The sequence below is a fragment of the Sessilibacter sp. MAH3 genome (assembly GCF_054658275.1).
On record NZ_BAAGIE010000005.1, the window covers coordinates 37,303 to 48,884 of the forward strand.

At 41.7% G+C, this 11,582-nt stretch carries 11 protein-coding genes; 6 read left to right on the forward strand and 5 right to left on the reverse strand.

Annotated features, from left to right (window positions below; all coding sequences use genetic code 11):
• Positions 1-237 precede the first annotated feature (237 nt).
• The 3 genes from msrP to ACYQ2C_RS04595 all read left to right on the forward strand — a co-directional run bounded on the left by msrP (position 238) and on the right by ACYQ2C_RS04595 (position 2,860).
• A complete protein-coding gene (gene msrP, locus ACYQ2C_RS04585; RefSeq protein WP_460049631.1) occupies positions 238-1,248 on the forward strand; it encodes a protein-methionine-sulfoxide reductase catalytic subunit MsrP in 1,011 nt (336 codons plus the stop codon).
• A gap of 410 nt (positions 1,249-1,658) precedes the next feature.
• On the forward strand, positions 1,659-2,315 hold the full coding sequence (gene msrQ / locus ACYQ2C_RS04590; RefSeq protein WP_460100200.1) for a protein-methionine-sulfoxide reductase heme-binding subunit MsrQ: 657 nt from the start codon (positions 1,659-1,661) through the stop codon (positions 2,313-2,315).
• 98 nt (positions 2,316-2,413) lie between these two features.
• A complete protein-coding gene (locus ACYQ2C_RS04595) occupies positions 2,414-2,860 on the forward strand; it encodes a c-type cytochrome (protein ID WP_460100203.1) in 447 nt (148 codons plus the stop codon).
• 131 nt (positions 2,861-2,991) lie between these two features.
• Here ACYQ2C_RS04595 and ACYQ2C_RS04600 read toward each other — a convergent pair whose 3' ends face one another.
• On the reverse strand, positions 2,992-3,819 hold the full coding sequence (locus ACYQ2C_RS04600) for a DUF5694 domain-containing protein (RefSeq protein WP_460100206.1): 828 nt from the start codon (positions 3,817-3,819) through the stop codon (positions 2,992-2,994).
• A gap of 440 nt (positions 3,820-4,259) precedes the next feature.
• Between ACYQ2C_RS04600 and ACYQ2C_RS04605 the strand changes: the two genes are divergently transcribed.
• Positions 4,260-4,961, forward strand: coding sequence for an SDR family NAD(P)-dependent oxidoreductase (locus ACYQ2C_RS04605; RefSeq protein ID WP_460049635.1), 702 nt, complete (start codon positions 4,260-4,262; stop codon positions 4,959-4,961).
• A 137-nt stretch (positions 4,962-5,098) separates the two neighbouring features.
• Here ACYQ2C_RS04605 and ACYQ2C_RS04610 read toward each other — a convergent pair whose 3' ends face one another.
• Positions 5,099-5,764 (reverse strand): cytochrome b/b6 domain-containing protein, encoded by a 666-nt coding sequence (locus ACYQ2C_RS04610; RefSeq protein ID WP_460049636.1) that lies wholly within the window; start codon positions 5,762-5,764, stop codon positions 5,099-5,101.
• A 185-nt stretch (positions 5,765-5,949) separates the two neighbouring features.
• On the opposite strand from ACYQ2C_RS04610, the gene ACYQ2C_RS04615 reads away from it, so the two are divergent.
• Together ACYQ2C_RS04615 and ACYQ2C_RS04620 are read left to right on the forward strand one after the other, a co-directional pair.
• The gene (locus ACYQ2C_RS04615) at positions 5,950-6,738 is read left to right on the forward strand and encodes a ParA family protein (RefSeq protein WP_460049637.1); all 789 of its coding nucleotides are present in this window, start codon (positions 5,950-5,952) and stop codon (positions 6,736-6,738) included.
• A gap of 218 nt (positions 6,739-6,956) precedes the next feature.
• Positions 6,957-7,337, forward strand: coding sequence for a VOC family protein (locus tag ACYQ2C_RS04620; RefSeq protein ID WP_460049638.1), 381 nt, complete (start codon positions 6,957-6,959; stop codon positions 7,335-7,337).
• A gap of 57 nt (positions 7,338-7,394) precedes the next feature.
• On the opposite strand, the gene ACYQ2C_RS04625 is transcribed toward ACYQ2C_RS04620, so the two are convergent.
• From ACYQ2C_RS04625 to ACYQ2C_RS04635, 3 genes are all read right to left on the reverse strand, one after another.
• Entirely contained in the window at positions 7,395-8,165 is a 771-nt protein-coding gene (locus tag ACYQ2C_RS04625) for a 4'-phosphopantetheinyl transferase family protein (protein WP_460049639.1), read from the reverse strand.
• Positions 8,166-8,249: 84 nt separating this feature from the next.
• A complete protein-coding gene (locus ACYQ2C_RS04630; protein WP_460100211.1) occupies positions 8,250-9,737 on the reverse strand; it encodes an MORN repeat-containing protein in 1,488 nt (495 codons plus the stop codon).
• Positions 9,738-10,052: 315 nt separating this feature from the next.
• A complete protein-coding gene (locus tag ACYQ2C_RS04635) occupies positions 10,053-11,039 on the reverse strand; it encodes a GlxA family transcriptional regulator (RefSeq protein ID WP_460100213.1) in 987 nt (328 codons plus the stop codon).
• Between the last annotated feature and the right edge of the window lie 543 nt (positions 11,040-11,582).

Genomic DNA, 11,582 nt, shown 5'->3' on the forward strand with positions numbered 1-11,582 from the left:
AATTCAACTCTAGCACAAGAAAAAGCTGCTGAAGGTTAAACCTCTAAAGCACGCTGGTAGTGAATATTTGGAATTGTTAAACAAATTAATTCTGAAACATTGCGTCACAAAAAAGTGACTTTTCAGGCAGGTTCAAAGTTGGAACCAATAGGTTAGTCTTCAGTCGCAATGAACAGACGCAACGATCACCCGCGCAGTGATAAAAGTTAATCAAAACATTGAAGTTGAATTTCAGTTATGTTGATAAAAAGTTTCCGTAAAAGTGATTTATCTGAAGCAAAAGTTACCGATGAATCCGTCTTTAAAAATCGTCGTCAGTTGTTACGTAATTTAGGTTTTATAGGTGCAGGTAGTTTGCTTGCCAGCTCCAGTAATGCAGGTGTTTTTGATTTTCTCTCAGATGATCAAAGCAATGCAGAGGATACCTCCGGCTTAAAAGCGTTAGATTTTAAAAAAGCGAGTGCATCTAACCAAAAGCTGACCAGTGAAGACAAAGTTACCAGTTACAATAATTTTTATGAATTTGGATTGAGCAAATCCGATCCGAAAGCAAATTCAGCGAAGTTTGTTAGTGATCCGTGGAAAGTAGAAATTGTTGGTGAGGTTGAAAAACCTATCACCTTAGATTTAGACGATCTTTATAAATTTGGTCTTGAAGAGCGCATTTATCGACTCCGTTGTGTAGAAGCTTGGTCGATGGTCATTCCTTGGGTGGGTTATTCGCTATCAAAAATCCTTGAGAAGGCGGCACCAACCAGCAAAGCGAAATACGTCGCATTCGAAACCGTCTACAATCCAGACCAGATGCCCGGTCAACGCAGTCGTTTCTTCGGCGGCGGTATTAAATATCCTTATGTTGAAGGTTTACGCCTAGATGAGGCCATGAATCCTTTGGCATTTATTGCTGTTGGTGTGTATGGAAAAGCCCTTCCTCCGCAGAATGGCGCACCTTTGCGATTACTGGTGCCTTGGAAATACGGCTTTAAAAGTATTAAATCCATTACGCGAATTCGTTTAACCGATCAACAACCACCAACAACTTGGAATATTTCTGCGCCTCACGAATATGGGTTTTACGCAAACGTGAATCCTCAGGTTGATCACCCTCGTTGGAGTCAGGCCAGTGAGCGCAGAATTACTACGGGTGGTTTAGGCGCCGACGAACGTATTCCAACGGAAATGTTTAATGGTTACGCCGAAGAGGTTGCACACCTTTACGCAAACCTTGATCTTAAAAAATTCTATTAAGAGTATTTTCGCTCATTTTCTTAAGGCGGCAGTTTTTCTGCCGCTCTCTTCAGATTTTCTTCAGAATAATGATTTATTGTTCTCAGATTAGTGGCTAGCTAAGACGGTTTGGGTTTTAGCCTCAAAGCATTCAGTCTCAGAAACAATAAAGGCCCATTTTTAAGGTTCACGCAAAGAAATACAAATCCATACTTTATCCACATTTATTGGCGAATTTAGCAATAAATTATAGAGACTAAAGGAAAGTGATTTGAGGCGTTGCAATTGGCTCGAAATGAGAATGAATTACAAATTAAATTCGACCAACGCTATTTGCGAGCTTTTATCCTGATGAATAGGGATTTATATTCTCAGGGCACGATTATTGGTGCCGAAATTGCCTAATAAGTTACTAATATTGGATAAAAATTATGTTGTTAAGCTGGTTGAGGCCTAATTCATTTAAAACGCCTCATATTATTGGTTTAAAAATAACCACCCATGTTGTGTGTTTGTATTTGTTAATTGAGGCATTTTATTTAGCGTTCACCGATCAGATTGGTGGCGATCCCGTGCAATCGTTGACGCATTTTACGGGATTAGGCGGGTTGATCTTAATGCTTATAACCCTGGCCGTAACGCCGCTAACGCGCTATCTCCGTCAAGGTCAACTGATGCGAATGCGCAGGCTTTTGGGGCTTTATGCGTTTGCTTATGCCTGTTGTCACATATACGTTTATTTAGCTTACGACCTAATTTTTAATTGGTCTTTATTGGTTGAAGAAATTATTAAAAGACCGTACATCACCGTGGGATTTGTGGCCTTTATTATTTTAACCGCTCTGGCGATTACATCTATTCCGAGCATTATGAAAAAAATGGGTAAGCGTTGGAAAACGTTGCACAACCTTATTTATCTAGCAGCCATTTTGATTTGCGTGCATTTTTTGTGGTCGGTAAAAGCCGACATTACAGAACCACTGTTGTATATGGGAATACTTGCCGTAATGTTGTTTTTCAGATGGGAAAAATTAATGCGTTACTGGCGAAAAATAACTGCTTCGTCCACAGGTTCAGTATCATCGTAAGTTTTTTTAGACGCTTCGAATAACACAGGTTTTCTCGAGCCAGAATTTCTTACAGATCGGATTTAGCCAAATAAATAGAATCATTAGGAGTCGTTTCTATGAAAAAATTAGTCGCCGTTACGGCAGGTTTAATATTGGGATTTTCTCTGCCGACATTCGCGCACAGTTCAAAAGACCCCATCAAAAATCAAGTTCAGTATCGCCATTCTACCTTTAGTTTGATCAACCACCACGTTGGTAAAATGGGTGCGGTAATGAAAGGCGAAGCCGATTACGATAAAGATTCAATTCTTACCAGTGCCGAAGTTGTTGCCGCTTTAGCAAAAATAGCCGGTGAAGGTTTTGTATTAGAAAGCGCCGTTGAAGGTTCTGATGCGCTACCAGACATTTGGAAAAATAAAGACGACTTTAATAATGAGCTTCAAGCGCTTATTGATACCAGTGCTAAATTAGCGGAAAACGCCGGCACTGAGTCAGGCTTTAAAAGTAACTTTATAGCAGTTACTAAAACCTGTAAAAGCTGTCACAACAAATACAAAGACTAATTTGTATTGTCGTACAGAGGCCCGCCAAGGGCCTCACATTTACACATCAATTTCCCGACCTAATTCTTCTTTTAATTCTACCCTAGGTTCTATTGAATCAGAGCTTCGTCTGCTTGAGAACTTAGCGAAAATCACTCGGTTATTAACCAGTCGTTGGTGTTTTGCACGCGATATAAGCCAGATTCTTTAGCAAGTTGACGCAGATAATTTCCGTGTCCTGCACCGTACACAACCAATACTCTGTCGCCTTTTTCGGTGTGGCTGACGATGTTATTAAAAATTCTTAAATTTCGTCCAAACCAGTATTGAACCCAATTTGTACCCACAGGATCTTCCAAGGTACCCAGTTGTGTTAAATGAAAATAAGCGATGGCATCTTGGCTTAAATATTCTTCTGAGTTTAAATGGCGGATTGCATCCAAAACGGTACCTTGTTTCAGTAATAAATCGCTTTTAAACGCGTAGGACTCGATGAATTCTATGTGCTTTTTAAATCGATCTTCTTGGTGATATCGTTTCACCGCAGATTGATAATCGATGTCTTTCACTGGCGTGGAATCGTCAGTGTCAACCGCGTACAGGTTCTTAAGTGAAAGAGCACAGGCAGTTCGAGCACCCAATTGATAGCTTTCGCTTCGCCTTGAGATTGTGTTCTCTAAGCAGGTTTGTTGATAATTTTTATCGACTTCCGATTGTTTGGTTACGTCGATCTCAACCATGATTTTGGTGGGGTGAAACTTTTCTAAAGCACGAGAAATATCTCGTATTTCAGCTTGTCTTTTATCGGATAAAACATCGTCTGCCTTTACATTTACCAGATCTAACCCCGGATTATTCATGTGGAAGCTGCCGACAAATAAAAAATCGGCAATTGGTTCTGCTTGCACCGATACGGCACCGAATAGTGTAGCGAATACTAGGGCAGTCTTACTGATAAGTTGGTGTGTAAGTGTGTTCATGGCGCTCCAATTAACACGATCGTTAACACAATCGCGGAGAAAAAAACGAGACAAAGTGGCTGATTATGGGAGATAAAACGACCGGGTTATAGACGCGTAACTTGACCAATGGGTTTACCGCTCAGGATTAGGTCTTTTAGTAAGAATTTGCACTTTTACCTCAAGGTCGATGACATTGAGTTTTTCAGCTGACGAATCTGGAGAACCGTTTTTCAAATTTATTTTTCATAGATTTTGTGAGTTTGCCTCGGTATCGTTTGAATCAATCAACAATGGCTGTTTTGTAGCGTTAAGGCGATCTAATTGGATGTTTGTTAAGAGCTTTTATCGAGAATCCCTTCGATAAATTTCTTTATACCGCTATTAAGTTGCTCAAATAAGTTACTCAAAAATACAGTCATTTATTTTATTCATGCAAATAGATAATAAGGCAAATTCTAATGACCAAACCCTTATGTATTGTGGCGGGTGTTGGACCCGGTAACGGTTTAGCATTTTGTAAACGCTTTCTCAAAGAAGGTTTTAGGGTCGCCATTGTGGCGCGCAGCTTAGAGCGAATGACCGAATACGCGCAAATGGATGAACAGGTTTTTCCATTCGCTTGCGATCTTTCAGACCCGGTTGCGGTGGCTAATACATTTCACCAAATTATCGAGTCGCTGGGTACTCCTGAAGTCACGATTTATAACGCTGGCTCTGGGGTTTTTGGCACTGCACTTGAAACCTCTATCGAAGATTTCGAATCTACGTGGCGACTCAGCGCCCTAGGCTTGTTGTCGGTTTCCCAAGCCGTAGTACCTTCTATGTTGGAGCGCGGTAAAGGAACGCTTTTGGTAACCGGCGCCACCGCATCATTGCGAGGTGGTGCTAAGTTTGCAGCATTTAGCTCGGCAAAGGCTGCACAACGTAATCTTGCGCAATCCATGGCTCGCTCGCTTGCTCCCAGTGGCATTCACGTGGCTTTGGTGATTATTGATGGCATTATCGATATCCCGCGCACCAGAGCGATGTTCCCAGATAAACCCGACGATTTCTTTATGCAGCCGGATGATATTGCCGATACCTATTATGCCTTGAGCCAACAAAACAAAAGCGCTTGGACATTTGAAGTTGATATTCGAGCAAATACAGAAAGCTGGTAATAAAAAAGAGGCCGTTTGGCCTCTTTTTAGAAAAGCGTTGTGAATCAAAAGCATCTGATTTAACAAGTTATTTTTTGTATAAATTCAGATTTATCGTTACTCGCTCATAAAAATCACGTCACTGACCAAATCACACGCTAAGTCGTTATAAACCAAATGGCGCCAACGCATATTACGGCGCTAACAAAAGCCAATACGGGTGATTTTAACCTAGGCACAACTTCTGCTGGAATCGATAGCGTTTTCTTGCCGGTCACCATTGGACGAACAAGGTTATCGCGTTTTACCAGATAAGCGATTATCGCCAAAATATGTATCGCAACCAAAGCTAATAAAAGTTTGAAGCCAATGTGGTGAATGTTGGTGAATAGCTCTCCGAGATCGGCGTCGATCGAATCAGCAAATGGACCACCGTAAAAATACCCGTCAGACGTAAACAAACCCGTTGTTGCTTGAACAATCAATCCGGCTATTAAAACCAACACCATAATGCCACCCGCCGGATTATGGCCGATTTGCTCTGCATGACTGTGTTGAGATTTATTTTTTAGATAGTGAATAATCTCGGCCGGGGATTTGATGAAGTTAGCGAATCGCGATGTATCACTGCCGATAAATCCCCAAACAATTCTGAAGACAATTAATCCCAGTAACAAACGCCCGGCTCTCATATGCCAATCCATAAGATCATCGGAGATTTCAGCGCTGTACCATAAAAATATCATCAACAGAACGATAGACCAGTGCCAAAGGCGCGTGGCGCCATCCCATACTTGGACTTGATTCGATTGCGCAACCTTCATGAAATTAAAACTCTCCTTAAAACTGCTGAATAAAACAAAGGCTCTGAAATATAGCACTGTTGTTTATAATGCCTGTTTGTGTTCGATCAATGAATTTATTTACACAATTTATTTAGTGATAACCTGTGTTAATGTAGCGCCTAGGTCTATTGTTAGACGAGCAGAAGAGGAATGAGTAAACGGGGATGCCTGAAAAATCATCAGTACGAGTCATTAGCCGAGAAAAAGCCACCAATATTATGATTGCCAACGGAAAAGGCGGTGTTGGTAAAACAACTTTGGCTACCAATTTGGCCGCACATTTGAGTGTTATCGGCCCGGTTGGCATTCTCGATCTCGATCCTCAGGGCAGTTCGCGTTTTTGGTTGCAACTGCGTGGTGAGCGTGAACCTAAAATCATCTGTTTAAACTCTAAAGAGTACGATCGCGGCCAGGTAACGCGCACATGGATGGCCCATAAAGTGAGCCAGCAGGTTCGTTACGTTGTCTGTGATACTCCCGCCGGTCTTGGTTCTCCAAAACTTGATCAGTTATTAAAAGAAACCGATGTTCTGCTCATTCCGGTGGCCCCGTCTCAAATAGACATTCACGCCACGGCGGCGTTCGTAAAATCGCTTTTACTGAATCCACAATTTCGCGCGCGACCCGTGCGTTTGGGCGTGGTTATGAATCGCGTTAAACGCAACACGCTGAGTTTTCAGAAGTTAGAAAAATTCTTAGCCAGTTTAAATATTCCCGTTGTAGCAACTATTCGCGATACGCAAAATTACTTAAAAGCGGTTGAAGCTGGTATGGGAATTAACGAACTACCCAAAATTACGCCAGAAGATGAAAAATCTTGGCGTGATACCATCGCATGGGTACGACAGTCGGATGCTACGCCTGCGGCGATGCTGGCGCGGCAGCAAGCAAAACAAAAGCTGGAAAAGGGCACCGACGAGCTATTGGGCTCAGGCACAAACCAGACGGATTAATTTTAGGAACCTCTGATTAACTCATCCTTGATTTAATCAGAGGGCAGAAATTGAAAATGTGATTTCCAATTTCTTCACAATTTCAATCACTTACAGTTCTTGAAATTGGCGACACATCCTTGTGTCGCGAGAAACTCTAGGTTAATCAGAGTTTCCTTTAGTTAAATGTAACGCTAAATTAATCGGCAATTGTCTCTATTTTTATGTGGGAACACTTCATGTCAGGACCAGCTAGAGCCGGGTTAATAATTTACGCGTTAAATCGCAAGCTTTTGGTTGATTTTTATTGCACCGTTTTCACCATGCATGTTTTGCATCAAAGCGATGATTTACACGTGTTGTCATCAAACGATATTCAGATAATTATTCATGACGTTCCCGAATATTTGCAGCCAAACGATAAGGTTAATTTATCCGTCGAGCCAAAAGTATCGACGTTGAAGTTTTTTCTCAGTACCAACAATATGATCGAAGCAGAACAGAAAATTATCGAAATGGGCGGCGGCGTATTATCGGAAACTTGGCAAACACCGTTATTTACAGTGAAAAACGCGTTTGACTCTGAAGGTAATGTGTTTCACCTAAGAGAGTTTGTATAAACGAAACTCTGATTAAATCACGGTAGCGTTGATCAGAGCTTTCTAAAGGTTTTGCAGTTATTGCTTGGATACCGAAATAATGTCGTTAATTTCGGTTAAATGTGTATCGAAACTCTCGGTACAGAAATACATTTTCGGCTCGACAGAAGATTGTTCTGGTGGCAGTTGTTGCAGAACGCTTAAATAGAAGTCTTCAAACAGTGGGGCGTTAAACCCGGTAATATTGTGTTTTTTTGATGCTGGTGTTTCTTGCTCATCGATTAAATGTATCTTGTTTTGCCTGTTGATTTCAAAATAAAAACTCGATAATGATTTTTGTAAACCTACGCCTAAAGCTTTTACGTAAGCTTCTTTTAATGTCCAAATCTTAAAAAATAATTCTATTTGCTCGGCGCCTGCTTCTTTCAATGCAAGCACTTCTTTAGCGTGAAAGTAGTGTTCGGCAATGTCGATAAAATGGTTTTTACGCTTTTTAATCTCAATATCAACACCAACTTTACCGCAGTTGGTTATCGCGGCAATTACAATGCCTTGTGTGTGTGAAACGTTAAAATCAATTTTACGATCAGAATTAACCAGTGACGGGCGGCCAAACTCGTTGCGGTTAAAGCATACGTTCTCGGGTGCAATTTGGGTTATTTCGGCGAGTTTTTTTCGTAATAACACTCGTGCAATAAGATGTTGTGTTTGAGTGTCTTGGTGGCGAATGCGGTGATAACGATCTTGTTCTTGATCGTTTAACAAATACATCCATTGTTGGGTAATTGCGTTTATATCCCAGTCGCTATAACGGCAAATATAAAGATGGCAGAATGGTTGATTGAACATAAAATTCTTAAAGTGCAGCCTAAATAGGTATTAAAACTGAGTTATTGGTTTATTCACTTTGCCAGAGAAAAATCTCGCTTTAAATTAAGGTGGGCAAACGCCGCGTACCTGAGTGCCATCGCGTTTATGACAGGTGCCGTTCCCGGTCATAAGCCCGTCAGAGAGCTCACCCTCAAAGCGATCACCACCGGCATTCCAGTAGGTGCCAATACCGTTTTTCTTATCGTTTTTCCAAGCACCGTCGTATTTTGAGCCGTTCGCGTATACAATTTTGCCAAAACCCCAGCGCATACCGTTTTTAAATTCACCTTCGTAACGACTGCCCGACGACCACTCAAATACGCCAAATCCGTGCGGTAAATTATTTTTGCATTCGCCACTGTAGTAACCACCGTTTTGAAAAGTGAGCGAGCATTTGTTATCAGATGTTGTATTGTGGGTGTTGGCAGTAATTTGGTTGGGGGTATCTGGAGTGGTTGTTAGATTCGAAACTGAGAAACCTACAAACACAAAGATAATCATTACACCAAGAATTAACATCCACAGGTTTAAGCGGAATGCTGTTTGGTCTTTTTCGCCGAATTCATTATTGGTTGAGAATTTTTGCCGAACGGATTTTGGTAAAAGGCCAAGAAATGCTGCGCTAAAAAAACCTTTAATGGCGCCGGTGGTGTTGTCTGTATCGTGTACGGAATGTTCTAAATCTTTTAAATAAAAACTTTGCGCTTGCGGGTTTCGAGCATTATTAACGACGGTGGTTTGACTGGTATTTTCGAGAGATTCTACACGTTGTTCGTCGATATATTTTGCGGTGCATTTAAAGCCTGAAATTTGTGTGCCGTCCATACCAACAATGGGATGACGTTTGGCTTTAAATACAACGTTAATTTCAGAGCCGATTTTAAGGTTTTGTTTGAGTTGCAATTGAATCTGGTGAGCGCCGCCGTTTTCGGGCTGATTAACTACGGCGTTGATTATTTCCAGCCATTTGCCTTCGGTATCGGCTTTAAAATCCGCAACAGATACACCTTGATGCGTAGCAATGATTTTATTTAACGCGATGGTTACCGTATTGCCTTCGCTGACGCTCAGTATTTCTGGTGGACTGCTTGTCATTGCCAATGCTTGATCACTTTTTTGCGTTTTACTGCGAATGGCTTCAAGCAGCTTCGCCGACTTTGCAGCAGCTTTATCGGAATATTTAACCGTAATTTGAGCGCTGAAAGGTTCAATGCTCTCGTCGGTGGTCTGTGACCACATCAAAACCTGCTTAGGGTGGTAGCGAAGTTCGATATTTTTAACAATTGGTAATTCTTCGTCTAAAACCAATAACAAAGAAGATGGCTGATGTTCACCCGAAGATTTTATTTCTACCAACGCCGGAGCGATGATTTTTTCGTGTTGTGAGCCTGGTGCCGAGATCGCTAAGGAGAAATCTTCAGCCAGTGGCGCCATGTCGATGTCTAATAATTGATTGGTTTCGAGCTTTAGTAAAGCTGCTGAAGCCACCGCGCGGGTGATTTTGAAACCGTTATTTACGCTCGATAAATCATTATTAGAGCTTGATTGCATAATTCCCAAATAACTTATGTTGGTGTGTATTAAGTTTAGCGCACTTAAGCGCGTGTCATGACATGGCCAATGTAATCTCTGATTGCAAAGACGGTAACAAGGTTCGATGGAATACTAACGGATTTTTGGCAACTTTTCTTCTGGATAGGGAAGTCACGAATGACTCTATGACACAAACTGCTTTATTAATAGCGTGTTGATCAGTGAGAAGCAATTTAAAAGACAATATCTGTGGGAGAAGATGGCAATCCCTTGCCGAGAGAGTTGATCCGTGTAGCCAGAGGCGACAAAGATCATCAGGTGAGTCCGTATTCTTTAGCTGGCCGAGCTGTATCGCAATTGTTCATGAAATACGACGGGGCTTTTGGGTTGCTTGTCGGTACGTTTAACATTAATTGAACGGCGTTCATCTCTTGGCGCCATACCGACTTGCTCGCGATAAACCTTACTGAAATGCGGCATTGATACGAATCCACATTTGTTGGCAATAGATACGATCGATTGTTGAGTTTCGCGCAACATCGATTGCGCACGAGCGACGCGCAGCCTCAGATAATAACGCGACGGTGAGCATTGCAGGTGTCGCTGAAACAGCCGCTCTAATTGGCGGCGCGATAAATGAATGTAGTTCGCCAAGTCATCCAGTGGTAAAGGTTCTTCTAGATTGTTTTCCATCAGGGCAATGGCTTCGGCTAGCTTAGGTTGCTTAGCGTACTCGGCGCTGGCACCTTCTACTTGGTTTTGGATTTCACGAGAACTTTGTAGCAGCGAACCCAAATCAAAATGATGGCTGAGTTTGTTAAGCACACACAGTGCGACCTTTTGACCACCTTGCTGGCCGACCAAATTCAAAATCACCTTAACAGTATCGCACACACCATTGTGTTTGCGGCTTGCGGTTAGTACTTGCGAGCTGTCGGTTGCCGCTTGAGTATCATTTGGAATGAGTGTGCGAGTGTTTAAAATGGTGTGATCAATACGCTGCTGACGTAATTGGTTGAGGATTTGAGAAGAGTTGGCAGATAGATCGGTTTCGATTGTGCTGGTCAGAACAATCAGTTTGAGATGGGCGTCGGGCAGATTATTCGAACTGTAGGTTTGATCGGCCATGACATTGACGCCCAAGTCGGAGCGAACCATCCGATCATTCAGTGCATAGGTTTGCCATTCGAACTCTTCGCAGGCCATGGCTTCGTTAGCCAGCTTTAGCGCTTCTATCACTAATGTTAAATGAAGTGAGCAGAATCCCGGTGTTAATAAGATCCCAAGTTTGCAACTGGATTGTTTGTCCCAATGAATCATATTTCACTCAACCTTTTTGTTTGGTTCCCGGTATCGAAATTTTGAGTCAGATACTTCGCCCAACTCTGCACTGTTTTTATTCAAAGAAAAGTTAAACGGTTAAGCAGCAAGATATTTGCCATGGTTCAAAAATTTTATCGCTACTTATTCGGTTTGGTCGTAGAGTTTAGCGAAGTTATATATCGATAATGTTTCGAAAACCAAATAATTTCAAACTTTCGTGTTAGGTTTTATAAAGGTTCTATGTAAAAGCACTGTAATTTCAGGGTTTTGCGAGTTAGTGCCTTTGTATCGAAAATTTGCGACGACGGTCAGATATTGGAAAAGTTTTTTGGAATAGCCATTAAAGTTTTCGCCATAAATCGCAAAAAAAACTTTCAGCCGTTCTTAAGGTGATTAAAGATTCAAAATAAAGACGCTATTTTTGCACTCAACACGTGCAGGCAGTGCTTAAATAGGTTGCAAACGATTTTCGGCTAATGGTTATGACATGCGGGAGATTCGCCATTACTAAGGCGTTGTTCTGGCCATCGGATACCCACA

What these genes read in the sequence shown, in the direction of transcription:
- ACYQ2C_RS04605 (WP_460049635.1), top strand. Translation starts at nt 4,260, where the DNA reads ATGACCAAACCCTTATGTATTGTGGCGGGTGTTGGACCCGGTAACGGT.
- ACYQ2C_RS04615 (WP_460049637.1), top strand. Translation starts at nt 5,950, where the DNA reads ATGCCTGAAAAATCATCAGTACGAGTCATTAGCCGAGAAAAAGCCACC.
- ACYQ2C_RS04635 (WP_460100213.1), bottom strand. Translation starts at nt 11,039, where the DNA reads ATGATTCATTGGGACAAACAATCCAGTTGCAAACTTGGGATCTTATTA.
- ACYQ2C_RS04620 (WP_460049638.1), top strand. Translation starts at nt 6,957, where the DNA reads ATGTCAGGACCAGCTAGAGCCGGGTTAATAATTTACGCGTTAAATCGC.
- ACYQ2C_RS04600 (WP_460100206.1), bottom strand. Translation starts at nt 3,819, where the DNA reads ATGAACACACTTACACACCAACTTATCAGTAAGACTGCCCTAGTATTC.
- msrP (WP_460049631.1), top strand. Translation starts at nt 238, where the DNA reads ATGTTGATAAAAAGTTTCCGTAAAAGTGATTTATCTGAAGCAAAAGTT.
- msrQ (WP_460100200.1), top strand. Translation starts at nt 1,659, where the DNA reads ATGTTGTTAAGCTGGTTGAGGCCTAATTCATTTAAAACGCCTCATATT.
- ACYQ2C_RS04630 (WP_460100211.1), bottom strand. Translation starts at nt 9,737, where the DNA reads ATGCAATCAAGCTCTAATAATGATTTATCGAGCGTAAATAACGGTTTC.
- ACYQ2C_RS04610 (WP_460049636.1), bottom strand. Translation starts at nt 5,764, where the DNA reads ATGAAGGTTGCGCAATCGAATCAAGTCCAAGTATGGGATGGCGCCACG.
- ACYQ2C_RS04625 (WP_460049639.1), bottom strand. Translation starts at nt 8,165, where the DNA reads ATGTTCAATCAACCATTCTGCCATCTTTATATTTGCCGTTATAGCGAC.
- ACYQ2C_RS04595 (WP_460100203.1), top strand. Translation starts at nt 2,414, where the DNA reads ATGAAAAAATTAGTCGCCGTTACGGCAGGTTTAATATTGGGATTTTCT.